The 24984-nt window shown below is 59.3% G+C and carries 25 protein-coding genes; 9 read left to right on the forward strand and 16 right to left on the reverse strand.

The features are described 5' to 3' along the window. Positions 1-34 precede the first annotated feature (34 nt). From fsa to ACR0NA_RS11505, 4 genes are all read left to right on the forward strand, one after another. Positions 35-688: a fructose-6-phosphate aldolase gene (fsa, locus tag ACR0NA_RS11490; protein ID WP_480728982.1), complete on the forward strand. Its 654-nt coding sequence runs from the start codon at positions 35-37 to the stop codon at positions 686-688. Between the two features lie 201 nt (positions 689-889). After that, entirely contained in the window at positions 890-1597 is a 708-nt protein-coding gene (locus tag ACR0NA_RS11495; protein WP_170651379.1) for a DUF484 family protein, read from the forward strand. Then, positions 1594-2514 (forward strand): tyrosine recombinase XerC, encoded by a 921-nt coding sequence (locus ACR0NA_RS11500; protein WP_480728984.1) that lies wholly within the window; start codon positions 1594-1596, stop codon positions 2512-2514. The genes ACR0NA_RS11495 and ACR0NA_RS11500 overlap by 4 nt, the downstream gene beginning before the upstream one ends. Positions 2515-2646: 132 nt before the next feature. Next, positions 2647-3351, forward strand: coding sequence for a CDP-alcohol phosphatidyltransferase family protein (locus ACR0NA_RS11505; protein ID WP_170651377.1), 705 nt, complete (start codon positions 2647-2649; stop codon positions 3349-3351). Between the two features lie 29 nt (positions 3352-3380). Here ACR0NA_RS11505 and ACR0NA_RS11510 read toward each other — a convergent pair whose 3' ends face one another. From ACR0NA_RS11510 to ACR0NA_RS11555, 10 genes are all read right to left on the reverse strand, one after another. Further along, positions 3381-3848, reverse strand: coding sequence for an alanine--tRNA ligase (locus ACR0NA_RS11510; protein WP_170651376.1), 468 nt, complete (start codon positions 3846-3848; stop codon positions 3381-3383). Positions 3849-3924: 76 nt separating this feature from the next. Then, the gene (locus tag ACR0NA_RS11515) at positions 3925-4380 is read right to left on the reverse strand and encodes a methylated-DNA--[protein]-cysteine S-methyltransferase (RefSeq protein ID WP_480728987.1); all 456 of its coding nucleotides are present in this window, start codon (positions 4378-4380) and stop codon (positions 3925-3927) included. Positions 4381-4480: 100 nt separating this feature from the next. After that, positions 4481-7393: an isoleucine--tRNA ligase gene (gene ileS / locus ACR0NA_RS11520; protein ID WP_480728990.1), complete on the reverse strand. Its 2913-nt coding sequence runs from the start codon at positions 7391-7393 to the stop codon at positions 4481-4483. Positions 7394-7557: 164 nt separating this feature from the next. Beyond that, positions 7558-10293, reverse strand: a complete 2736-nt coding sequence (locus ACR0NA_RS11525; RefSeq protein ID WP_480728991.1) for a DUF2339 domain-containing protein — start codon at positions 10291-10293, stop codon at positions 7558-7560. 108 nt (positions 10294-10401) lie between these two features. Beyond that, complete coding sequence (locus tag ACR0NA_RS11530) at positions 10402-10884, reverse strand: DUF2269 family protein (RefSeq protein ID WP_480729217.1); 483 nt, start codon at positions 10882-10884, stop codon at positions 10402-10404. Then, entirely contained in the window at positions 10884-12206 is a 1323-nt protein-coding gene (locus tag ACR0NA_RS11535) for an SDR family oxidoreductase (RefSeq protein WP_480728993.1), read from the reverse strand. The genes ACR0NA_RS11530 and ACR0NA_RS11535 overlap by 1 nt, the downstream gene beginning before the upstream one ends. Before the next feature lie 81 nt (positions 12207-12287). Then, on the reverse strand, positions 12288-12998 hold the full coding sequence (locus tag ACR0NA_RS11540; protein ID WP_480728995.1) for a VIT1/CCC1 transporter family protein: 711 nt from the start codon (positions 12996-12998) through the stop codon (positions 12288-12290). Positions 12999-13059: 61 nt separating this feature from the next. Continuing rightward, complete coding sequence (locus ACR0NA_RS11545; protein WP_480728997.1) at positions 13060-14052, reverse strand: YcjF family protein; 993 nt, start codon at positions 14050-14052, stop codon at positions 13060-13062. Further along, complete coding sequence (locus tag ACR0NA_RS11550) at positions 14045-14500, reverse strand: N-acetyltransferase family protein (protein WP_480728999.1); 456 nt, start codon at positions 14498-14500, stop codon at positions 14045-14047. Before ACR0NA_RS11550 ends, ACR0NA_RS11545 begins: the two co-directional genes overlap by 8 nt. Beyond that, positions 14497-15912: a YcjX family GTP-binding protein gene (locus tag ACR0NA_RS11555; RefSeq protein WP_480729001.1), complete on the reverse strand. Its 1416-nt coding sequence runs from the start codon at positions 15910-15912 to the stop codon at positions 14497-14499. Before ACR0NA_RS11555 ends, ACR0NA_RS11550 begins: the two co-directional genes overlap by 4 nt. Before the next feature lie 115 nt (positions 15913-16027). Here ACR0NA_RS11555 and truA point away from each other — a divergent pair, with 115 nt between their 5' ends. Then, positions 16028-16795 (forward strand): tRNA pseudouridine(38-40) synthase TruA, encoded by a 768-nt coding sequence (truA, locus tag ACR0NA_RS11560; protein WP_480729003.1) that lies wholly within the window; start codon positions 16028-16030, stop codon positions 16793-16795. Positions 16796-16813: 18 nt separating this feature from the next. Here truA and ACR0NA_RS11565 read toward each other — a convergent pair whose 3' ends face one another. The 4 genes from ACR0NA_RS11565 to ACR0NA_RS11580 form a co-directional block, all read right to left on the reverse strand. Beyond that, positions 16814-17752 carry a nickel/cobalt transporter gene (locus tag ACR0NA_RS11565; RefSeq protein WP_480729005.1) on the reverse strand — a complete coding sequence of 313 codons (939 nt, stop codon included), beginning with the start codon at positions 17750-17752 and terminating at the stop codon, positions 16814-16816. Beyond that, positions 17737-18351 carry a DUF1007 family protein gene (locus tag ACR0NA_RS11570; protein WP_480729006.1) on the reverse strand — a complete coding sequence of 205 codons (615 nt, stop codon included), beginning with the start codon at positions 18349-18351 and terminating at the stop codon, positions 17737-17739. The genes ACR0NA_RS11565 and ACR0NA_RS11570 overlap by 16 nt, the downstream gene beginning before the upstream one ends. A gap of 107 nt (positions 18352-18458) precedes the next feature. Then, on the reverse strand, positions 18459-19262 hold the full coding sequence (locus ACR0NA_RS11575) for a thioesterase family protein (RefSeq protein WP_480729008.1): 804 nt from the start codon (positions 19260-19262) through the stop codon (positions 18459-18461). 15 nt (positions 19263-19277) lie between these two features. After that, positions 19278-20513, reverse strand: coding sequence for an acyl-CoA dehydrogenase family protein (locus ACR0NA_RS11580; protein ID WP_480729010.1), 1236 nt, complete (start codon positions 20511-20513; stop codon positions 19278-19280). Positions 20514-20640: 127 nt separating this feature from the next. Between ACR0NA_RS11580 and ACR0NA_RS11585 the strand changes: the two genes are divergently transcribed. Beyond that, a complete protein-coding gene (locus tag ACR0NA_RS11585) occupies positions 20641-21576 on the forward strand; it encodes a 2-hydroxyacid dehydrogenase (protein WP_480729012.1) in 936 nt (311 codons plus the stop codon). A gap of 38 nt (positions 21577-21614) precedes the next feature. Here the strand turns inward: ACR0NA_RS11585 and gcvH are convergent, their stop codons facing one another. After that, positions 21615-21974, reverse strand: coding sequence for a glycine cleavage system protein GcvH (gene gcvH / locus ACR0NA_RS11590; RefSeq protein ID WP_170651361.1), 360 nt, complete (start codon positions 21972-21974; stop codon positions 21615-21617). A gap of 121 nt (positions 21975-22095) precedes the next feature. Then, positions 22096-22452: a hypothetical protein gene (locus ACR0NA_RS11595; RefSeq protein ID WP_480729017.1), complete on the reverse strand. Its 357-nt coding sequence runs from the start codon at positions 22450-22452 to the stop codon at positions 22096-22098. A 174-nt stretch (positions 22453-22626) separates the two neighbouring features. Here ACR0NA_RS11595 and ACR0NA_RS11600 point away from each other — a divergent pair, with 174 nt between their 5' ends. The 3 genes from ACR0NA_RS11600 (at position 22627) to ACR0NA_RS11610 (ending at position 24932) form a co-directional block, all read left to right on the forward strand. Next, positions 22627-23460, forward strand: coding sequence for a bifunctional allantoicase/(S)-ureidoglycine aminohydrolase (locus ACR0NA_RS11600; RefSeq protein WP_480729020.1), 834 nt, complete (start codon positions 22627-22629; stop codon positions 23458-23460). 108 nt (positions 23461-23568) lie between these two features. Beyond that, positions 23569-23892: a hypothetical protein gene (locus tag ACR0NA_RS11605; RefSeq protein WP_480451213.1), complete on the forward strand. Its 324-nt coding sequence runs from the start codon at positions 23569-23571 to the stop codon at positions 23890-23892. A 53-nt stretch (positions 23893-23945) separates the two neighbouring features. After that, complete coding sequence (locus ACR0NA_RS11610) at positions 23946-24932, forward strand: type I glyceraldehyde-3-phosphate dehydrogenase (protein WP_480729023.1); 987 nt, start codon at positions 23946-23948, stop codon at positions 24930-24932. Positions 24933-24984 lie beyond the last annotated feature (52 nt).

Here is a 24984-nt window from a genome sequence, read left to right on the forward strand (position 1 = left end):
GCAACCAAGGCCAACCCATCAAAGGACTGCCCTCATGAAATTCTTCGTAGACACAGCCGAGATCGACGCCATTGCCGAGCTCAACGATCTGGGCATGGTGGACGGTGTTACCACCAACCCTTCGCTGATCCTGAAATCGGGTCGCGACATTCTGGAAGTAACCAAGGAAATCTGTGATCTGGTCGACGGGCCGGTCTCGGCCGAAGTGGTCGCAACCGAAGCCGAAGACATGATTGCCGAAGGCCGCAAGCTGGCAAAGATCGCCTCCAATATCGCTGTCAAAGTGCCGCTGACATGGGCCGGCCTGAAAGCCTGCAAGACGCTGACCGACGAAGGTCAGATGGTCAACGTGACCCTGTGTTTCTCGACCAATCAGGCGATTCTTGCTGCCAAGGCTGGCGCAACCTTCATCTCGCCCTTCATCGGCCGTCTGGATGACATCAATCTCGATGGAATGGACCTGATCGCCGATATCCGTCAGGTCTATGACAATTACGGGTATGAAACCGAAATCCTCGCTGCTTCGATCCGCACGGTGAACCACGTGACCGACAGCGCCCGCATCGGCGCCGACGTGATCACGGCGCCACCCGCTGTAATCAAGAAGCTGGCTGATCATCCCCTGACCGACAAAGGTCTGGAAACCTTTCTGGCTGACTGGGCCAAGACAGGTCAGAAAATCCTCTGATATTCAGAGCAACCGCGCGGTGCCGTTAGGCACCGCGCCTGGCCCGCTTGCTTTGCCTGATCTCTGATCGGGCCAAGCAGGCGGGAGCATTTGTGTTCTGATTGCAATGGCAAACCAATACCACGAAGTACGGAAAATTTTACCGAGTCAAAGCGGCCAACTCGTGCTATAAGTTGCCGCAACAACAAAATCGGACACAACATGAGCAGTAGCCCGACCCTCAAAGACGATCTGCGCGCCGCTATTCTGGCCAAGCCGGATGCGATTCTGGACGACAAGGATCTGATGCAGGCGCTTGTCGCCGCCAATGAGCGGGCGATGGGCGAGAACATCATCGACTTGCGCGGCATCGCCATGGAAAGGCTGGAAACACGGCTGGACCGGCTTGAAGACACGCATCGTTCGGTGATCGCCGCGGCTTACGAAAATCTGGCGGGTACCAATCAGGTCCACCGGGCCATTCTACGCCTGCTCGAACCGATGCAGTTCGAGGATTTTCTGCGCGCACTTGGCACCGATGTGGCCGAAATCCTGCGCGTGGACCGGATCACTCTGGTCCTTGAAACCACTCTGGAACACGAAGATCCCTCCATCAACACGTTGGACGGTGTGCTGACGGTGGCCGAACCCGGTTTTATCGACAGCTATCTGACCTATGATCGCGGTCGCCCGGCGCGTCAGGTCACGTTGCGCGAAATCCAGCGGGCTACACAAAAGGTCTATGGCGGCCTGTCGCAGCAACTGCGCTCCGAAGCCTGCCTCAAACTGGACCTCGGCAAGGGTCGCCTGCCCGGCATGATCGCCATGGGCTCGCGTGATCCGGGGCACTTTACACCACAACTCGGAACTGACCTTCTGTCATTTTTTGCCGGTGTCTTTGAACGGTCGATGCGCCACTGGCTGTCATGAGCCTGATCTCACCAGCCTGCCGTGACGCACTTGAACGGTGGCTGGACAGCCTTGGGGCACTTTCGGGCCGATCTGAGAATACACAAAACGCATATCGTGGCGACGTCGCTGAGTTTATGTCTTTCCTGACGCTGCACAAAGGCGCGCGCGAAGGTCTTGGTGCGCTTGAAACGGTGACCGTATCCGACATGCGCGCCTGGATGGCGCAGCAACGCGGATCGGGGGTCGGCGCCCGGTCGCTTGCACGCAAACTTTCGGCCGTCAAGAGTTTCTACCGGTGGCTGTCCGAACGCGAAGGGTTCGAACCAACCGCCGTTCTGTCCACTCGGTCCCCGAAATTCACGAAAAAGCTCCCCCGCCCTCTAGCCGAGGACGCGGCGCAGACAATGATCGAAACGATCGAAATGCAATCCGCCTCGGATTGGGTGGCAGCGCGGGACGTCGCGGTCGTCACCTTGCTTTATGGTTGCGGGCTGCGCATTTCCGAAGCACTTTCGCTGACCGGACGCGACGCGCCGCTGCCCGCCACACTCAGAATTGTTGGCAAAGGCGGCAAGGAAAGGGTCGTTCCGGTGCTACCGGCAGCGCGGGATGCAGTGGATACCTATCTGCGGCTTTGCCCTCATCCCAGGGCCCCGCAGTTGCCGCTTTTCCGGGGCGTACGCGGCGGTGCGCTGAACCCAAAGGCGATCCAGTCGGTCATGGCCAAAGCCCGCATGCAGCTTGGGTTGCCCGCGACCGCGACACCCCATGCCATGCGGCACAGCTTTGCGACACATCTGTTATCGGCAGGCGGTGACTTGCGGGCGATACAGGAGTTGTTGGGCCACGCCTCACTGTCGACAACTCAGGCCTATACTGCGGTCGATACCGCGCGTCTGATGGAAGTGTACAACCGCGCGCATCCAAAGGCGTAGATCGGCAGACCTTTCACCGCCGGATCCTGTTTCAGTCTGAAAATCCTACAAAAACCGATATTTCGATGCCCCCGCGACAAAAGCCGGGCTTTTTGCTTTGCATCTCGGTTGAGCATGGTTCATGAAACGGCCATGACCTCCAGATTCAAAGCTCTCTTTGTTCACCTTTTCACTGCAACCGGTGCCGTATTCGCCATGTTGGCCATGCTGGCGGCTGTCGAAGAGAAATGGAGCCTGATGTACCTGTGGCTTGTCGTTTCCTTCATTGTGGACGGTATCGACGGCCCACTGGCCCGCCACTATCACGTCAAAAAGAACGCCCCGGAATTCGATGGCGTGCTGCTGGATCTGATCATCGACTACCTGACCTATGTGTTCATACCCGCCTTTGCCCTGTTCAAGTCAGGGTTGATGGACGGCTGGACAGGGTGGTTCGCCATCATTCTAATCACCTTCGCCAGTGCGATGTATTTCGCAGATACACGCATGAAAACAAAAGACAATTCCTTCTCCGGGTTCCCTGGATGCTGGAATATGTTCGTCATCGTGATCTTTGCACTGGAACCGAATTTCTGGGTCATTCTGGCTTTGGTTACACTGCTGGCGGTTGCAATGTTCCTGCCGCTCAAGTTCATTCACCCGGTGCGGACAGAACGCTGGCGCGCCCTGTCGCTGCCGATGGCATTTGCATGGACCTTTTTCGCAGGCTGGGCAGCATGGGTCGATTTCCACCCGCAAAGCTGGGCGCATTGGGGTCTGGTAATCACCAGTCTCTATCTGGTTTCCGCAGGCATCGCACAACAGGTCATTCCGCAACGCACGGTCCCGGCCCGCTAATTCAGCGTGCTATTACGCAGGACTTGTCGCTAAAGAACGTCTTCGACCTCGAACTCGGTGCCGTTGTGGGTGAATACATCACCCTTCTGCAGCCCGGCCATGACCAGGTAGATCGGGCTTTGGGTTGAAATACCCATATAGGTCTTGCCGTCCACCTCGAACCTGGTCGTTGAGACGCAAACAACAAATCGGCGATTATTGAACTTGATGACAGCGCCTGGGCTTACTGTGTCGGTCAGTCCGAAATCAGTGTTTTCGATAACATCTATTTTGGCGTGGTGCGCCTGTACCGGGGCGTCAAAGGCCGCCGCCAAATCGGCATTCTCGCGAGATGCGGCAATATCATCCTTGTCGTGACCTTCCCGGTCGTCCAGTTGGGATTCCTTCATGAAAGCATCATAATGCGCCTGAGCCGTTGCCAGTTCCTGCTCCTCAAGCGACATCAGGCGATCAATAATAGCTTTCTTTTGTCCAGCGCGATCTTGCTCGGCAGTCATGAAATGCGGTCCTTCATATTCGATCTTTTGAACAGGTTGTGTCGCAAACGGTGGGAATGCAACATGTTTCGGTCTATCAGATCAGCAAGCCCGCAGCCCGCTCGTGCTTTAGCAGCTCGACTTTGGTTTCGATCCCGCCCTGCCCCGAGAACCCGCCAAGCCCATTTGCCGCCAGCACGCGGTGGCATGGAATAATGACGGGAATGGGGTTTGCACCACAGGCCTGACCAACCGGTTGGGCCGGTTGCCCCAGCTCCTTCGCGATATCCCCGTAAGTCCGGGTATGGCCAAAGGGGATTGCGTACATCAGGTCGCACACCTGACGCTGGAAATCCGAACCTGCGACCCGATAAGGCAGATCAAACTGCTCCAGCCGCCCCTCATCATACGCTTTCAGCTGCCCTGCAGCCTCGATCAGCAAAGGGGTATCCGGTTCATCGTCCGCGCCATTCCAGACCAGACGGACAATCGCGCCGTCGGCCTCTTCGACCCCAAGACATCCAAACTGAGTTTCAACGGCGATCATAGGCATGAACGCAGGCTGGCAGATCAGCTGAAACAGTGCAAGCGGGCAAAGAAAAACCCCCGCTGCAACATAGCAACGGGGGTTTGAATGACAATACCGTCTGCGATCAGGTCAATGCTTCGTCGCAGCGACCGCAAACATCGGGGTGCGCGTGTCGGCCGACATCCGGCAGGATTTTCCAGCAACGCTGACATTTCGCGCCTTCGGCTTTTTCAAACACTACGCCCACACCTTCGATTTCGGGAACACGGAAAGCCTCGGCCGGGGCCGGATCGCCGGTCACGGTCAGGCCCGACGTGATGCACATGTCGTCCACATCAAATGTGGACAGCAGATCGCGCGTTTCCTCATCTTCGACATACACAATCGGCGCAGCCTCAAGGCTGGAACCGATCACCTTGTCCTGACGCTGAACCTCCAATGCGGCGGTTACGGCGCGGCGGACACGGCGCACCTTGGCAATACCGGCCTCAAGTTCGGTGTGACGCCAATCGGCGGGCGTATCCGGGAAATCGACCAGATGGACCGAGCTGTCATCGCCCGGGAAGCGCTCCAGCCAGACCTCTTCCATGGTGAAGACCAGAACCGGGGCCAGCCATGTGGTCAGGCGATGGAACAGGATGTCCAGCACGGTGCGCGCCGCACGGCGTCGCACGCTGTCGCCGTCGCAATACAAAGCGTCCTTGCGGATATCGAAGTAGAAGGACGACAGATCGACCGTGGCAAAGGTGAACACCGCGCTGAACACGCCCTGAAAGTCGAACTCGGCATAGCCCTTACGCACCTGTTCATCCAGATCGGCCAGACGGCTGAGAACCCAGCGTTCCAGACGCGGCATTTCGGCCGGGTCGATCCTGTCAGTCTCGGTGAAATCGGCCAGCGAGCCCAGCATGAACCGCATCGTGTTGCGCAGACGGCGATAGCTATCGGCAGTACCTTTCAGGATCTCCGGTCCGATCCGCTGGTCGGCTGTATAGTCGGTCTGTGCCACCCACAGGCGCAGGATATCGGCGCCGTACTGTTTCACGACTTCATCCGGCACAATGGTGTTGCCCAGCGATTTAGACATCTTGTTGCCCTTGGCATCCAGCGTGAAGCCATGGGTCACCACATTGCGATAGGGCGCGCGACCTTTGGTGCCACAGGCTTGCAGCATGGACGAATGGAACCAACCGCGGTGCTGGTCGGTGCCTTCCATGTAGACATCGGCGATGCCGTCCTCGGTCCCGTCCTCGCGGTCGCGCAGAACAAATGCGTGGGTTGAGCCCGAGTCGAACCATACGTCCAGCACGTCGAAGACCTGATCGTAGTCGTCCGGGTTGGCGATGCCATCCAGCACCTGAGCCTTGAAGCCATCGGTGTACCAGATATCCGCACCGTCCTTTTCGAACGCAGCCTTGATGCGTGCGTTCAGGTCTGCGTTGCGCAGCAGATAATCCGCATCGGTGGGCAGAGCGCCCTTCTTGGTGAAGCAGGTCAGCGGCACGCCCCACGCGCGCTGGCGCGACAGAACCCAATCCGGGCGCGCTTCGATCATGGAATATAGACGGTTACGACCGGTCTGTGGCGTCCATTTTACCAGTTCGTCGATGGACCGCAGCGCACGTTCGCGGATGGTGTCGCCCATCTCGCCCATACCATCGTCCAGCTTGCGATCAACGGACGCAAACCACTGCGGTGTGTTGCGATAGATGATCGGCGCTTTTGAGCGCCACGAATGCGGATAGCTGTGCTTGATCTTGCCGCGCGCCAGCAAGCCGCCAACCTCGACCAGCTTGTCGATGACGGCCTTGTTGGCATCGCCCTCACCACCCTTGCGGGAAAGGATGTATTTGCCGCCAAAGAACGGCAGATCGGCGCGGAAGCTGCCATCGTCCATCACGTTGTAGGTGATGACCTGCTCGAGCATGCCCAGATCGCGGTAGAGTTCGAATTCCTCCATACCGTGCGAAGGCGCACAGTGGACGAACCCGGTGCCTTCGGTGTCGGTCACGAAGTCAGCGGCGCGGAAATCGCGGATGTCGTCCCACTCACCGTTGCCGCCTTCGGCCCCGGCCAGCGGGTGGGTCAGTTGAACATCTGCCAGCTCGTCCGTGGTCACATCGCGGACACGGGTCCACTGGTCGTCGTTCAGGCGCGCGCGGCCCAGCACGTCGGCGGCCAGATTGTCTGCCAACAGAAATTTGTCGCCGACCGAGGCCCAGCATTCGTCGGGCGTTCCAACGACCTCGTACAGACCGTAGGAGATATCCTTGCCATAAACGACCGCCTTGTTCGAAGGCATGGTCCAAGGGGTCGTCGTCCAGATCACCACATAGGCATCATCCAGATCGCCAGCGTTCACGACCTTGAACTTCACCCAGATGGTGAAGCTTTCCTTGTCGTGATATTCGACTTCGGCCTCGGCCAGAGCCGTCTTTTCGATGGGCGACCACATCACAGGCTTCGAGCCCTGATAGAGCGTGCCGTTCATCAGGAACTTCATGAACTCGTCTGCGATCACGGCCTCGGCGTGATAATCCATGGTGATGTAGGGATCGGCCCAATTGCCGGTGATGCCCAGACGCTTGAACTCTTCGCGCTGGATGTCAATCCAGCCCTCGGCGAACTTGCGGCATTCCTGACGGAAATCGACGACGTTCACCTCGTCCTTGTTCTTGCCTTTCTTGCGGTACTGTTCCTCGATCTTCCATTCGATCGGCAGGCCGTGACAGTCCCAGCCGGGCACATAGCGCGCATCGAAACCCATCATCTGATGGCTGCGCACGATCATGTCCTTGATGGTTTTGTTCAACGCGTGGCCGATATGCAGGTGACCGTTGGCGTAGGGCGGGCCGTCATGCAGGGTAAAGGGCTTCCTTCCCTCCTTCTCGCGCAGGCGGTCATAGACCCCGATTGTCTCCCACCGCTCCAGCCAGTTGGGTTCGCGCTTGGGCAGGCCTGCACGCATGGGGAATTCGGTTTTGGGTAGGTTCAGAGTGTCTTTGTAGTCAGGTGTTTGGGGTGTGTCGGCGCACATGGGGGGCGTCCCTTGGATGATCTGGTCGTGTATGGATCGAAGCGGTCAGTGCGAAATCTCAAGCACCTTTGCCCGGCGTCTCGCGTAGTCAGAGCGCCGGGGATATAATTCGAATAATGATGGCCAGACGGTCATGCATGGCCGCGCTTATAGGACGACCGCCCTCAATGGTCCAGAGGTTCCGCCCCCTGCGGTGATTGGCGCAATTTGGCCCACCTGTTCAGCCACGCCAGACCCGCCAGTGCGAGGCCCAGCGCAAGCAGAGAAAAGACGCGGATCAAACCGCCCAAGCCAGCGATGTCGATCAGAAACACCTTGGCCACGGCCAGACCGATCACAGCCAGCCCGGCCTTGCGCATCAGGTCCGACTGGCGGGCAAGCGACTGATAAAACAGAACCGCACCAATTATCAGTAGTGCCAGCGTGTATGTATAGAGCTCGGGCTGGGTGACGCCGTTACCTTCGTACATACCCGCTGAACCCTGCCAGACATGGCGGATCGCAAGGCCTAGCCAGAACGCCGCCAGTCCGGCGCCAGTAATGTAGCAGAGCTTTCTCAGCCAATCGGGTGTGAACGAGATCCGCCACGCGGAAAAACCGATGACCAGAGCAGGCAAAAGATAGGCCACTGCCAGCGTGTTCAGAATTGGCAGGCCAAGCACTGGTTCGGCACCCGGGCGTGTCAATGGGTTGGCATCGACCAGCGCCTCCCCCAGCAGTGCGATGCCATGGAGTGCAAAAAACCCGCCCAACAGCGCCCGGAAAATCCGCAGCTTGCCTTCGATTTCCAAACGCTGAAGCTGCGTGAACGCAAGCAACAACCAGATAACTGCCAGCAATCCCAGCCCCCAATGGCTGTCCCTTGCACCACCTTCCCCAAAGCTTTCCAACCATCGCAGCAACAGCAGGGTCAGCAGGATACCTGCTGTTGACCACGCGGCACTTTCCAGCATCAGCGCCGCGACAGGGCGGGTCAAAGGTTTCAGCAGCCAAAAGGCAATCAGGAACCCGATCAGTGCGGCCCCGTACACCAACGTCATCTCATGAACCGGAACCGTGTTGGCCCAGTCGATACCGGGGTCCAGAACCAGACGAACGCCGACCGTCACGACGCCAGCCCAGATGAACCAACTCATCGGCGGCAGGTTAAACCTGCGGTCCAGCGCGGCAGCAGCGACGATGGCCGTCACAAAGGCGATGGTCAACGCAGCCGAACTCAGCACGATGACACAAGCAAAGGTTAGGCAGGACAGGGCCGACAAAGTCGCCAGCGACGGTCGCATCCGATTATCGCCGTCTACACGCGCAAACCGCTCGGCTATCACCACCATCAACGCACCCAATGCCACAGCGTGCAGTGCCCAAGGGTAGGCGCCGATCACGTCTGCGGGATGCCACCCAATCTCAAGCGCGACAGCCATCACCGGCGCGGAAAGCGCCGCTGCTCCGGCCCAGATAACCGCTGTGCGTTCGGCCTGGAATGATCGCCACGCAGAAACGATCGATATCAACCCTGCCAGTACAACCAGAATTGTTACTGACATGGGAAAATCGGCCTCGGCAGTCTCAAGATAGGTAGCGGCAAATGCACGGCTTACTGCGCCACCGTCCAACCCATGCACCAGAACGAACCAGATCAGACCTGCCGCCGGAAATAAGTTCGCGTCCTGCAGAGCACGCGCATCCCGCGCCCATGTCATCAGCGACAATGTCAGGCCGGACAGCAGAATAATCGCAAGCCAGAATTCGCTGCTCGTGTCGGCCCAGTGCAACGTCAATATGGCCGAGGTTGTTGCAACGGCACCAAAGGCCAGCCGCGTTGGAAACTCGGGCCAGACGTCGCCTTTTTTTCGAAGCAGAATTTCACTGATCATCGGGCCGGAGTGATCGGGCCAAATACGGCGCACAGGGATCACGATGGCAGCCAGCGCAAGTGCTGTAGCAAACACCAGATACGCCCATTCGGTCAGCGGCGAGGCAAGAACAAGCAACAATGCGGACGCATAAGCTCCAAGCAGCGCCAGAACCGATATCCACGCCCAGCGCCGCACGGTGTCTATGCCCAACCCCAAAACGGAGATCACAAAGAAATACCCATAAAGCCACGACGGATCGTCCGACGCGCCGCCCACCAGAAACGGTGCGGAAAAGGCGCCTATCAGACCCACGGCAGCCAAAAGCGGACCATGAAACCATCCTAGCACCAGACCTGTAAGGGCGATCAGGGTCAAACCAATCAGGGCCGTTTCGGGTCCGATCAGGCCATAAAGCTGCCGCGCCGCCAGTACGCCGCCAAACAACGTGACAAGGCCCGCGCCCGAAAAGACCGATGGCAAATAGGCCGTGGCCGAGCTTTCGTCGTCACCATATCTGCGCCGCACAAACTCGCCTGCACAAATTAAAGCAGCGCCAAAGATCAGGGCAGCGGCGACTCTGGCGACCGGGGGCAAAAGACCGTTTTCCACGCCGTATTGGACAAGGAATATACCCGCCAGCGCCAATGACAGCGCAGAGACCGCGTAGAACCAGTTTTCGCGCAACCACGCACCAAATGCCTCGAACCGGTCATGTCGAAAAACCACCGCCTTGGGTGTTGCCTCGTCTGATGGTTCGATCTCCGGACCCTGCGTTTCAACCTCATCAGGCGGTCTCGGCTTTGACGCCTTTTGAGGTGCCCATGGACCGGAAGAGGATTTTTCTTTTACGGGCTCCGGCAATGGAGCCGTTGGACGTTTCTCTTTCTCCGGCGGGCCAACAATTGCGGCACCCCGCGACGCAGCGATCTGGCGCTCCAGCTCCTCCACCCGCTTGCGAAGGCGCGCCTGTCCGATCAGGAGAACAACTATGGTTACCGGAATGGCCAGAACAACCAGACCAACAAGAACAAGCAGTGACTCCAAAACAAACCTCCGGGTGGTATCGGCACAAGGTACTCTGGCCTGCAGCCGTGTGACAGTCCGGATATCCTGATGATATCAATATGTTGCGATCCTGCAGGGCATTCGATCCTAATCCAGGAACGGTATTTCCGGGCGCGCGAGCATTAGCCATATGATCGCCAGAACGGAAAAGAATGCCGGAAACCCGCAGGCAAACCAGATACGGAACAAGCGAAAATACTCGCCCGGCAATTCCGACGCCCCCTCTAGGGTGCGCTTCGCCAGATCGCGCATTTTCAGCTGAATCCAGACCACGGGCAGCCAGAAAGCACCTGTGACGACATAAAGAACCAGCGAGAGTGCGAGCCAACCTTCGGTCAGGTTCCAGCCCAACCGCCAGGCCAAAAGAGCACCGGTAACAGGCTGCAGAATGACCGCAGTCGTTGTAAACACCAGGTCGGCCACGACCACGGTCCCGGCAGTATGGGCAATGACCCTCGCATCATTGCTTCGATGTGCCATCAGCATGAAAAAGGCTATTCCGGCCCCGGTGCCCAACAGCACGCAAGCACCGATCACATGCAACCAACGCAACAGAAGGTCAGGATCTATCATCGGCTCTCCAGCATTTGACGGGCCAGCAAGGACAGGACGATGGCTGGCAGAACCTTGACCAGCGGCCCCAACGGATCGGCCCACAGTTCAGGGACAAAACAAGTCGCAGCGATCAGATAGAAACCGGCGACCAGTGTCTGTAAAAGACAGACACGCGCAGCCCACGGTCGCCACAAAATGGCCAACCCCAAGGCCAAGTCGACCAGCGACCAGAACGCGACACTGGCAGCCGCCGCAGCGGCCGGCCAGCCCGATGCCGTCAATACCTCTTTGGCCGCAGAGAGGCTGATAAGGCCCACAACACCGGACAGCGCCCAGAAAAGGCTGAGTGCTCCGACAACGAAAGGCATGAACAGAGACATCCGTGCCGCAAGCCTATACTCGCGACCACATGCGAAACCGGCATAGATTTCGGGCAGCGCGGACAGTCCGTGACCTGCAACCGTACGGTACGGTTCGGGGTCACCCAGAATGCCTTTTTTCATCACCTTCAGGGACGTGCTGCGCAACGGGGATCGCCAACCAAGCTTCCCCAGAAAATCAGCCGCGGAAGCAATCAGCCGAACGATCCAATGTGGCATGCTGAACGTGATACGCGCCGATGAGAACCCAAGCCAAGTCCGTGTTAGCGCGACGACCTCTGCCAATGAGTGCGCGTTGTCTTCTACCAGATCATAAGATCCTTGCGGGAGATTATCGGACACAGCAGCAGAGATGACGTTGCAAAGATCGTTCATACCTACAGACTGAATAGGAGCATCGGCAAAGGCGAGTGGTTGAAACAGCGGGACCGCCGCGATCATCCGCAGCATCGCCGTGCCGCCATAGTCGCTCTGACCGATGACAAGCCCGGGTTTCAGAACCCACAGGGAAGCGCCACACTTGGCCAGCGCCGCGTCTCCAGCGGCTTTTGTTCGCATGAATGCCGTGTCAGCATCAGGCACGGCACCAATGGCCGATACCTGCACCACCGCAATTCCCCTGTCCGCACAAGCCTGCCCCATCGCGGCAATCGACAGGTGATGCACGGCCTCAAGATTGTCCTCGGGACCGTCCTGCAAAGCTCCCGCGCAGTTCACAACGACGTCGATACCTTCAAGCGCCTCTTCCCAATCCTGTGAACGGGTAAGAGACCTCAAGTCCCCCTGAACTATATCTACCCCCGGCAGGACCCTTGCACCTGTCCGCACATTTCGCACCATGCCCCTGACGACATGGCCATTTTCCCGCAGTGTTCGTACGACCGCGCTTCCGATGAACCCGTAAGCCCCCAGAACCAGTACATGCCTTTTGATCAATGTTTCGCCCAAGATGCGCATCCATTTTCCCGCCCGCGCATCATCAGACCTCGAACCGATACTTACCAGAGAATAGCTTACCCCTGCGACATCAATACCTTGTCAGGGGTGAAACAGCGTTCCGACCAGATAGGCGATGGATGCCGCAAACCCGCCGATCAGGAACGTTTCAAGCCCCGAACGCCACCACGGTGCCAGTGACCAGCGGCTTTTGAAGGCGCCGATGGCAAAAAAAACGCCCATCGTCGTCCATGCCGACAGCGCAAAGGCCTGCTCCATACCAAGAAGAAACGGCAACAACGGGATCATCCCCGCGACGAGGAAGGCCAGAAAAGTGGCCAGCGCAGCCTTGATGGGATGCGGATCGACACTGCCCAGCCCGTATTCCCCTTCGATCATGAGGCTGATCCAGTTCTCGCGATCTCTGGTTATTGCGGTTGTCGCATCCTCCAGCACCGGTCCCGAAAGACCCTTTTGGGACAGGATCTCGCGTACCTCGTTTCGCTCCCCTTCGGGGTAGAGCAGGATGTGGCGTTCCTCGATCGCGCGGATACGGCGAATATTGTCCAGTTCGGCCTTCGTGCCCGAATAGTTTCCCGCCGCCATGGAAAACCCGTCGGCCAGAACATTTGCCAGACCAAGCGCAACAATGACAAACGGCGATAACCCTGCCCCCGCAACCCCCGCGACAATGGCAAAGGTGGTCACCGATCCGTCAATGCCACCGTAAACCACGTCTCGCAGCACCCCTCGCCCCGGCGGAGCGTTGATCCTGTCTGAAATCTCCTGCTGGCTGTGCCCGTGGTCGGTCATGGCTGGCTCCCCCTGTTCCCGTCAATGTCGGGTATGGGCGGGCCTTTGGCGTTGCGTCAGATCAATCCTTGCTGAAAAGCCCGCTTAGCGCACGTTTTACCATACCCCGCGTCGATGGCTTGTGTCGTGCCGAGAATGGCATCGGACGGCACACTTCCATCGCAGCAACCCCAACGCGGGCACTGAGGGCGCCGTTCACCAGACCTTCACCAAACCGGCGTGACAACTTGCTGAGGATGGATCCCCCCAACACAGGCTCAAGCAGATCATCCCCCACCGCCACGGCGCCGGTTGCCACAAGATGAACAAAGACCGCGCGGGTCAGACGCCAGCTGCCCAGGAACCCGGCACGCCCGCCATAAATTTCGGCGATCCGCCGTATCATCCTGAGCGACGCGGCCAGGGCCGTGACCACATCAGCCAGAGCCAATGGAACCAGCGCCGTCACCGTTGCAACCTGCCGTGCCGCAGCCTCGACCTCACGGCTCGCGGCGGCATCAAGGGGGGCGAGCAGTTCGTCCTCGGCCAGGGATAACAGCGAGGTCGCATCGAACTGCTCCGACGCACGCTCAGTCAGTCGCTCCCGGCCCCAACGTGTTTCCTCACGCCCCTTGTAGAAAGCGATCAGGCGGCTGGTAACATTCCGAGCCTGCGCCAGATCTTCTTCGGCCAACGCCGCGTCCGCCGCCCGGCGCAACCCGTCCACGCGCGACAGCCGACCAATGGCCGCCAGCTCCCGGATGGCGACGATCAGGGCAACCAGAACAAAAGCCGCGATCAACCCGGTGACGGCCCAACCCAATATCGGTGCGCGCAACAATAATGATGTCGCAAAATCCCATGCGGCAACCGAAACCACAGCTCCAACGACCGCCAAGGCCAGCCCCCAGAACCATCTGGACAGCACCGATGGCCTGCGGGCCGCAAACCGGGCTGCGGCCTGCATCGCCTCGCCTCTTGGTGGCGCGACATCAGGCACAGGGGGCGCTTCGGACACGTCCTGAGCAGGCGCTGCGTCGTCTTCAAGATCAATCAGAACGGGACCCTTAGCCATTTGCGACCCTCTCCAGCCGCCAGACATACTTTATGTCAGGCAGGCATTCATCGTTGTCCGAACCATCCCTGCGCGCAGCCTCGACAAACCCATTGCGCTCGTAAAACCGGCGCGCGCCAAGATTGGCCTCAAATGCAAAGAGGGACAGGTTTGGGCTTTGCAATTTCGCCCGCTCCAGCAACTGCTGTCCGACCCCCTTCCCCCGCGCAGAGGGCTTGAGGTAGAGCGAATGAATTTCGTCCCTGTCTAGCGCCAGAAATCCGGCAATGCCGTTACTTGTTTCAGCCACAGTGACCCAACCCCGGTCAATCATCGTACCGCAAAAGGAAATCGTCTCGGCCAGGGAATGAAGTTCGGGCATCCACGCATTCTCGCGCGCGAAGCCATGCAGGATGTCTCCGGTCTGACCCGCATCCAGACTGCGCGCAGGGCGAAGGGTGACGGTCATAGGCGGTCTCCGATCAGAAACTGGGCCGAACGGTCCAGACGGATATGGGGCGGTCCGTCTCCGGGTCGCAGAGTCAGCGGCGCAGGTGCAAAATCCATGAATCCGTAGTCCTCGCCCAGCCATGTCTCGGCCCCGTCGCGTGCGGGGGACAACAAATGCATGGGGTCTTCGGGCAGGTCTCCGGGATAAAAAGCCGCCTGCTTGCCGGTTTCCAGCAAGGTTCCCCGCACACAGGGCAACTCGACGCCGTTATGGGCGCGCATCTCTTCGGTAGTCGCCCGCAGCGACGCCAATGACAGGGCGGATGTTTCGGCCCCTGCAAACTTTGCCCGGTCCCTTGCCTCGCGTGTCAATGCCTCCATGATCGCGGTCAGGCGCGCATGTTGCAGATGGTGCAGATGATCGGCCTTGGTGGCGGCGAACAGGATGCGTTCAACCCTTTTCCCCAGCAAAAGCTGGCTGAGCAATGCGTTGCGCCCGGGGCGAAAGGCAGACAAGATATCGGCCATCGCGCGTCGCATATCCTCGACCGCCTGCGGCCCCTTGTGGATCGCACCCAGCGCATCCACCAGAACAACCTGCCGGTCAATACGGGCGAAATGATCACGGAAGAAGGGCTTGACGACCTGCGCCTTGTAGGCCTCGTAACGACGCTCCATTTCCCGGTGCAGAGTCCGACGCCGCGCGGGACCACTAACCGGCAGCGGCGCGAACGTCAGAACCGGTGAACCTGCCAGATCGCCCGGCAGCAGGAAACGGCCGGGTGTACAATCGTAAAATCCAGCCTCGCGTGCAGAATTCAGATAGGCGGTGAATGCCCGCGTCAGCCCTTGCGCGGTGGCTTCGTCGTGCGACCCTGCCGGATCGGCTTTGCCAGCCTCAGCCAAATATTCGCTGGCCTCAGCGCGTGGCCTGATGCGGGACAGCGTTTCCTGAGCCCATTCCTCGTAGGATTTGTCCAACAAGGCCAGATCCAGCAGCCATTCACCGGGGTAATCCACGATGTCCAGATGAACCGTCCGCGGCCCCTGCAAGCCCGATAGCAAACCCGCCGGCTGCACCCTGAGTGACAGGCGCAGCTCGGATACTGCGCGCGTACTGTCAGGCCAGTGCGGCGACGGCCCAGTCAACGCGCCAAGATGAGCCTCATAGTCAAATCGCGGCACAGTATCGTCAGGCTGAGGCTGCAGATAGGCGGCCACGATCCGCCCCTCCTGTTGCGCAACAAGGCCGGGCATGCGCCCGCGATCCAACAGATTGGCCACCAGCGATGTGATGAATACCGTCTTGCCGGATCGCGCCAAGCCCGTGACGCCCAACCGGATCACCGGCTCGAAAAACGTCTCGGACACCCGGTCGCCTACGGTTTCGACGCCGCGCACAAGACTGTCTGCCAGTGAAGAGATGACCAAACTGCCGCCCCGCTTTTTTCGTTTCAACCAAGATAGGTAGCACGAGCCCGCGTTGCCAGAGCTTTTGGCGCAACCCGGTCTTGCCCGTTGGCGCGGCGCAGGATACCAGCACGCCATGCCAAGATTTGCTTTGAAAGTCGAGTATCAGGGGGAACCGTTCGCCGGGTGGCAACGGCAAAAGGAATTGCCGTCGGTGCAGGGTGCAATCGAACAGGCGTTGTCCCGGATCGAAACGGGGTCGCACACCATTGCGGCGGCGGGGCGCACGGACGCAGGTGTTCACGCGTTGGGACAAGTGGCGCATTGCGACCTGACCAAGGACTGGGATCCGTTCCGTTTGTCCGAGGCGCTGAACTATCACCTCAAACCGCAACCCGTTGCGATCCTCAAGGCAGCGCGGGTCGATGACGACTGGCACGCGCGGTTTTCAGCGCTTGAGCGGCAATATCTGTTCCGCATCCTGATCCGGCGTGCACCCGCGACGCATGACAAGGGGCAGGTCTGGCAGGTCAGCCACCCACTGGATGCTAACGCGATGCAGGCCGGGGCCGATATGCTGATTGGGCGGCACGACTTCACGACCTTCCGGTCATCAATCTGTCAGGCGGCCAGCCCGGTAAAGACTCTGGATGAATTGCGCGTAGAGCAGGTCAACGGCTTTTCCGGCCCCGAGGTGCATTTTCACGTGCGTGCCCGGTCGTTCCTGCACAATCAGGTGCGCAGTTTCGTCGGTACGCTAGAGCGTGTCGGCGCGGGCGCGTGGTCACCCGAAGATGTCCGCGATGCGCTTGAAGCTGCTGACCGCGCCGCCTGCGGGCCGGTCTGCCCACCGCAGGGGCTGTATCTGGCGCGCGTCGGATATCCGGAACCAGTATTCGACTGACCTGCATCAGTCTGCAATTCAGATTGCGCGCAACAGCAAACCCGTCGCGATGACAACAATCAACAGCCCGGCTACAAGTTCAATCGTCGGGGCCAGCACCGCCGCAAAACGCGTAGTCGCGGCCGAGGTCAGCAGCCCCCCGCGCAACCCGAAAGACGCCCAGCCGACCAATGTCGTGACAGTCGCGGTCCCCAGCGCCATCGCAAACGCCCCGGCAATTCCAAGCATTGCGATACCCATTTGCCAGGTAAGGATCAGCAGGAACAAAGCGCCTGTACAGGGGCGCGCGGCAATCCCTGCGATCAGAACCAGCGCCTCACGCACGGTACCCACCTGCGCGACTTCCTCCGGGCTTGGCCCATGCTTGTGACCGCAGTCAGAGCACGTGCCTTCACCGTGATGAAGGTGTTCATCGTGATGATGGTGCACGTGCTGAGACGACGCACTTTGCCGCTGGCTGCGATGACGCCGAAAAAAGGTTCTGGTGGCGCGTACAACCAACCATAAACCGATGACTGCAATCGCTGCATAACTGGCCGGTGCCATGATCTGTTCCGTTGTTCCGACAAGGCTTTCACGGGACATCTGAAACACCAGAACACCGGCATAGACCAGCACGATGGCGGTCACTGCCTGACCAAGGCTGGACAGCACGCTGATCGCCGACAAACGCAGGAACGCGACCTGCCGCCCCAGCCCGTACCCGCCGATCAGGACCTTGCCATGACCGGGGCCTACAGCGTGAAAGAACCCGTAGGCAAAACAGACGGTCAGCAAGGTTGCAACTGCTTCAGGTTGTTGCGCACGCGTAGCTCTCAGGGCCAGTGCGATCTGGTTTTGAAACGCGCGCTGTTCACCCGCGGCCCAGGCGGCCAACTGGTCAAACCCGCCGCTGCCCCAGAACCAGAGCAACAATCCGCAGGCGACAGCAACAGGAACGATCAGGTAGCGGGACATGACAGACGAATTTCAGCCGCAAATTCGGCCCCAATTAGGGGGATATCATTTTCCTCAAGATCGTAATTCGCGTCGAGCGTTTTCAGGAATGCCTGCATCTGCGCCAGTTGCCCATCAATGTCGGGATCTTTTTTCTCGATCTTACAAGTGTCTTGCCCGGTCACGATGACAGGGCGCGTAATCTCGTATGCGGTGTAGTAGGTCTCGTCATAGGCTTTGATTGACAGCGCGTTGGCTGCAACCGGGCTGCCCTCAATCCTCCGCAGATGGGACGTCACGATGCGCCCGTCCTCCATTACCGCCGTTGGCTCGTTCGGGCCTGACAAAGGAACGGTTACGTCACCGTTCATGATCACCAGATCGCCGTTATATCCTTCGACCCATTGCGCATCGAAACCGGCAAGCATGTCCGTTTCCTCGGCCGTCAGAAGACCGTCGGCATCCGGGTCCAGCCCCATATCCTCGAGCACCAGCAGCGAATAAAACGCATCATAGGCCCATGTTACGCGGACATGCGTCAATTGCCCCGCCTCGTCGACAACGAACTCCAGTCCGGTGTCGATGAAAACATGGGGGTGCGCAGTCGCCGTTACAGGCAACAAACACGTCAAACATGTGGCCAACCATCGCATAGGCGCAAGTTAGTGCAGGTCACCCCGATGGGCAATCCGATTGGCAGACAGGCGCGAAATCCGGCCAAGGGCAACTACTTTGGCGGAAACAAAACCAGCGTTTGCAATGCCGTGCCAACCGGACCTTCGGTATCATAGAGAACCGATTGCGACATACCGATCCCGGTTGAATGCCAATGGGATACCGACTCCGAAGCGAGCCAGTCCGAAACGGGTTCTCTGTGGATATGAACCGTCAGATCCGTGTTCATGAACCCCATTTCCGTTAGCGGTGCATTCCACGAGATTCCATTCCCGCAATCGGCAAGCGGGCACAGAGACTGAATTGGCGACTGATCCTCACCATCAAGCAGCGGTGGTGCGCGCATCCAGATTGTCTTTGGCCCGGGTCCCTGATTTCCACCTTCGGGATAGGCTACATCCACGAAATGAGCAAAGACGGGCAGATCGTGCCGCATCTGACGAATTGGAAATGGCCCGACGCCCGAGTTGCCGAAATCGGGGCCTTGGGTATCCGGCGTGGGGACCTGACCCAGCTCCTTGCGGGCCAGATGCATCGTTGTTGCCGTTGCGCACAGCGTGTCGTCAAGGTCATGCACTGTGACCCGCGTCATCGCCAGCGTCTTGGTATGGCGCACGGTTTCAGCGGCCACTCTCAATCCCGCCAGAGGCAGCGGGCGCAACAGATCGACGGTCAGGCGCGTCAGCATCTTGCCTTCGCCGACCTCAATTTCAGCCGCGCGCGCAATCAGTCCCGTTACGGGTCCCGCATGGCAGTGATCGGCCGACCACGGCCCCCGAACCGGGTCGTTTCCTATGAACGCCCCATCCGGACCGATATGGAAATAGGATTGGACGGCCGGTTCAGGTTGCATCATACCGCGCTCTCCGGTTCAGACCTTTTCCTGTGTGTATTTCCGCAACTCGGTGCGTGCGACCTGACGGCGATGCACCGCGTCCGGACCGTCGGCCAGTCGCAGGGTACGCACATGCGTCCATGCGGTCGCCAGCGGCGTATCCTGACTGATCCCCTGCCCGCCATACATCTGCACCGCCTCGTCGATCACCTTCAGCGCCACCCGCGGAGCGACAACCTTGATCTGGCTGATCCACGGCGCGGCGGCCCGGGCGTCGCCCTGATCCATGTACCACGCAGCCTTGAGGCACAGCAGGCGCGCCATCTCAATCTCCATCCGGCATTCCGCGATGATGTCGTAATTTGCGCCAAGCTGGGCAAGCCGCTTTCCAAATGCCTCACGCTGCATCGAGCGTTTGCACATACGCTCCAGCGCGATCTCGGCCTGACCGATTGCGCGCATGCAATGATGAATGCGCCCCGGCCCAAGACGGCCCTGGGCAATCTCGAACCCGCGCCCTTCGCCCAGCAGGATGTTTTCCGCCGGAACCCGTACATCCGTAAACCGGATGTGCATATGGCCGTGCGGCGCGTCGTCGTGGCCATAGACCTGCATCGGGCGCAGAATCTCGATACCCGGTGTGCCGGCGGGAACCACGATCATCGACTGACGCTTGTGCACCGGCAATTCCTCTCCGCCGGTTCGGACCATAACGATATAGACCTTGCAGCGCGGGTCCCCTGCCCCTGACGCCCACCATTTCTCGCCGTTCAGAACATAGCTATCGCCATCGCGCACGCAGGACATCGAAATATTCGTTGCATCCGAAGAGGCGACATCCGGTTCGGTCATCAGATAGGCCGAACGAATTTCACCTTCGAGCAGCGGCTTCAGCCAGTCGGCCTTCATCTTGTCCGAACCGTAACGCTCGAACACTTCCATATTCCCGGTGTCCGGAGCTGAACAATTGAACACTTCGGCCCCCAGTGGGGTCTTTCCCATTTCCTCGGCAAAATAGGCATATTCGACGGTTGTCAGACCAAAGCCCTTGTCGCTGTCGGTCAGCCAGAAATTCCACAGCCCAGCAGCTTTGGCCTTGGCCTTGAGCCCTTCAAGGATTTCGGCCTGTCGTTCGGTATACTGCCAGCGGTCGCCATTGCCGATCTCGGCCTGGTACTCTTCCTCCAGCGGCATGACCTCGTCCCGTATCATATCCGTGACACGTTGCAGAAGCTCTCGGTTTTCGTCCCGCATTCCAAAAGTCATATTCATCAAATCAACTCCTCTGACCAGCAGACCGGTCTTTACCTTTGCCCCGAAGATGACTTAGCTGCGGTGGCAAAGTCCAGTTGCGTGACGGGACGTAACACCAAAGATATTCAGGGGAGAGAGCACGCTGATGGCACTACTGGTCGAAACAGGTCTGTCCGGATGGATGAGCGATGCGCAAATCGCCGAGGAAATCGCCGATCTGCTACCGGGAGCGGATATCCGCACGCCGCAAACGGTCGGAAATTCGGCAGAGATCACAATGATCGCCGTCGTGGGCCTGCAGGACGACCACCCGGCACGCCTGCCCAATCTGCAACTGGTGCAAAAGCTTGGCGCGGGTGTGGAAACCATTGTTGGTCACCCGGCTTTGCCCGAACATGTCCGTATCACCCGGCTGAAACCGGACGCACCTGCGCAGGGCATCGCCGAGTGGTTCCTGGCTTATATCCTGCGTGCCCAGCGCAACATGGTTTTTCATGATGCCGAACAGGGCAAAAGTGCATGGACGCCTCTTGCCCCCAAATCCGCATCGGAAACAGTCGTCGGTATTCTAGGCCTTGGACATATCGGCAGCCGCACGGCGGGTATGATGCGCGATGTCGGGTTTCAGGTTAAAGGCTGGAGCCGCTCTCCCAAGGAACTTTCAGGCGTCGATTGCCGCCACGGTGCTGACGCCCTGCCGGAACTTCTGGGTGAATGCGATCATGTTTGCGCGATCCTGCCTTCCACTCCGGATACAATCGGCCTGTTCGATGCGGATCTTCTGGCGGCCATGAAACCGGGCAGCCAATTGTTGAATGCCGGGCGCGGTGATCTGATTGACGAAACGGCGCTGTTGGCTGCGCTGGGTCGGGGCACACCGGGACATGCCGTTCTGGATGTAGTCCATCAGGAACCGCTACCTGCGGACAGCCCGCTCTGGCAGCATCCCGGCGTAACCATCACGCCGCACGTGTCAGGCTGGCATCTGGGTGATGCGATCAGGGATGTGGCGGAAAACTTTCGCCGGCTGAGCGCGGGAGAATCCTTGCTGCACGAAGTCGACAGGCAGCGCGGGTACTGATTGCAGTGGCGGGCTTGTCCCGCCACCTGCCTTGGAGGTCAGCCGATAAAGTCGTTATACCCGGCCTCGTCCATATAATCGTCCATCTGCGATAGGTCCGTGGCCTTGACCTTGAAGAACCACCCGTCGCCGGTCGGGTCTTCGTTGACCAAACCGGGATTGTCAGCCAGCACCTCGTTCACCTCAATGACTTCACCATCCAGCGGCGCCAGAATGTCCGACGCGGCCTTGACCGACTCGATCACGACGATCTCGTCATCCTTGCCGACTTCGGTGCCGGTTTCGGGCAATTCGACAAAAACGATCTCACCCAGCTGTTCGGCGGCATGGGCGGTAATGCCCACCGTCACCACATCCCCGTCAGCCACTAGCCATTCATGTTCTTCGGTAAACTTCATATCCCTGTTTCCCTTAGGTGCGTTTTCGATATTTCATACCCGCGCACTGTTTGATTTCAACACTTTCCACGACTGACCAGAGATTCTCTGCCGACCCGACCACAACCGCGCTGAAACAGGGTCAGGGCGTCAAAATCCAATTCCCGTTCGCATCCCGGCATCTGCGCGTGCGAATCTCGCGCGCGGTATCCTCGCCCGCGGGCTGAACGAAGTTCTGCAGGTGCACGCAATTGTCGCGCACGTCCCGCACGCGGACGGTCCCTTTTGATCCCGTATCCTCGTTCACCCACGATCTTTCCTTGCCGACGCTGGGTGTGCCGCTCTTTAACAGCGCATTCGAGGTGGCATTCAGCACCTCGAAATCCGCAGGGCTCAACCCCATCTCGGCAATGATACGAGAGATTGACTTGGCTTGTGCCATAGGCGCCGCTGCCAGCAATGCCAGCGCAACCAAAACTGTAGTAATCCGGGCTTTCATGTTTGCCTCACGAAAATGAATTCCATTTGGCCTCAAGGATATACGCCTGACAGAGTCGGGCCAAGACCCGGCTTTGAATCTTCAAATAATTCCGAACAAACCTATTGCGATGGCGCAGCTAGGACCGGCGCCGTGTTCTGCCCATATTGCAGGCGAAACGAACAGGGGCTTACGATGGCAAAACCGACCTATTACGCGTCCATGGGCGGACATCCCGGACAGGAACAACTTTTGACCGACCGTGCCATGTTCACGGATGCCTATGCCGTGATCCCCAAGGGCACCATGCGCGACATCGTCACCAGCTTTCTGCCTTTCTGGGAAGGCACGCGTCTTTGGGTTCTGTCCCGCCCCCTGAGCGGCTTTGCCGAGACATTCTCGCAATACATCATGGAGGTGCAGCCCGGAGGCGGCAGCGATAAACCTGAAACCGATCCGCAGGCAGAGGGGGTGATTTTCGTCGTTGAGGGCACGGTGGTGCTGACGCTGAATGGCGAAACTCATGAACTGGAAACCGGCGGCTATGCCTATATCCCGCCGGGCAGAGATTGGGCGCTGCATAACCGCGCCGGGTCCGTTGCCCGATTCCATTGGGTCCGCAAGGCCTATGAAGCTGTTTCCGGCCTGCCCACCCCTGACCCGATCATCACCAACGAAAATGACATTGCGCCCATCCCGATGCCGGGGACCGAGGGGCGCTGGGCCACAACCCGTTTTGCCGACCCACAGGACCTGCGCCACGACATGCACGTCAATATCGTCACCTTCGAACCGGGCGGCGTGATCCCGTTTGCCGAAACACATGTGATGGAACACGGTCTCTATGTGCTGGAAGGCAAGGCGGTCTATCGGCTCAACCAGGATTGGGTCGAGGTCGAGGCAGGCGATTACATGTGGCTGCGCGCCTTTTGCCCGCAGGCCTGCTATGCGGGCGGCCCGGGGCGGTTCCGTTATCTGCTCTACAAGGATGTGAACCGTCACATGCCGCTGTCGCTGTCTCGTCGCTGACTTGTAAATGCCCCACATCCCAAGGGTTTTTTCCCGGCAGGGCTTCACAGGGGCGGGGAAATTTGCTCAAATCGGACAAGGGTATTGATAAGCTTTGGAGATTGTTCGATGAAACTGCGCAACACGATGGTGGCGCTGGCCGCCTTGCTTTCCTTTGCAGCGATCGACACGGCTCCGGTTGCGGCAAAGGAAGAAACCAAATCCGTCTTCGTTATGAGCCGGACCTGGGCGATAACACAGGTATCGGATGAGCCTGTGATCTATCGGGCCACACGCGACAACAACAACCTCAACCCCTTTGGGCCGCCGCCACGCCTACGCACCATTCAGGCCATTGCCGCGATTCAGCAGGCAACCGGGTGCAAACCAATCGTGGCCAGCATGTATCAGAACATCTCGGGCCAGTTCTTTTCGCAGGTCAGCTGCAACTGACGATGACCAGAACGGGCATTGAGGTCGCCCCTTTGCCCTGACATAGCTTGCGCATGAAACTCGCGATCAACGGATTCGGCCGCATTGGCCGCACGATCCTGCGGCAGGTCCTCGCCCTGCCGCAGGGATCGGGAATCGAGCTGGTGCTGATCAATGACATCGCGCCACTGGAAACCTGCGCCTATCTTTTCAAATACGACAGCACCTTTGGCCCCTATCCCGGTACTGTGCTTGAGGGCGAGGAAGCACTGATCGTGGATGGGCACAGCGTTCCGATGACCCACAGCGCCGATCTGGCGCGGGTCGATCTGTCGGGTGTCGATGTCCTGCTGGACTGCACCGGCATCGCACGCACCTCGGACGTTGCCAGCCGTGGCCTGACGGCTGGCGCGGGCAAGGTTCTGATCTCAGGCCCTTCGCCTGCGGCCGAGGTGACCGTGGTTCTGGGCGCCAACGAGGATGAGCTCGGCAATGCAAGGATCGTCTCGAACGCGTCCTGCACAACCAACGGACTGGCCCCACTGGCCAGAGTTCTGGACGAGATCGGCGGCATAGCCTCGGCTCATATGACCACCATCCACTGCTACACCAACAGCCAGCCCATGGTTGACGCCCCGCGCGGCGATCTGGCCCGGTCGCGCGCCGGTGCGCTTTCAATGGTCCCCACAACGTCAAGCGCCACGCATCTGATCGACGTGGTACTGCCGAACCTCGCGGGGCGCATCTCGGGCGCAGCCGTCCGCGTACCCACCGCCAGCGTGTCTGCCGTGGACCTCGTGGTGCAACTGGAGCGCGGATTTGAGGCTGAGGAATTCGAAAAGGCGCTGCGCAGTGCCGTTGCATCCTCGCCAGTGCTGGGCTGGACCGACTTACCGCTGGTATCTTCCGATCTTCGCACGAGGCCCGAATCCCTGATCATCGCTGGCCCCGAAACACGAATGGTCGGAGGCAATCAGGCGCGGATTTTCGGATGGTACGACAACGAGTGGGGGTTCTCCGCCCGAATGCTGGACGTCGCCCGGATCATGGCCGAAGGCTGATCCGGATCTGTTGCAGCGCGCAGGTCGACCCCGCGCGCTGCCTGTTCAGGAT

The organism is Ruegeria sp. C11 (genome assembly GCF_056537725.1).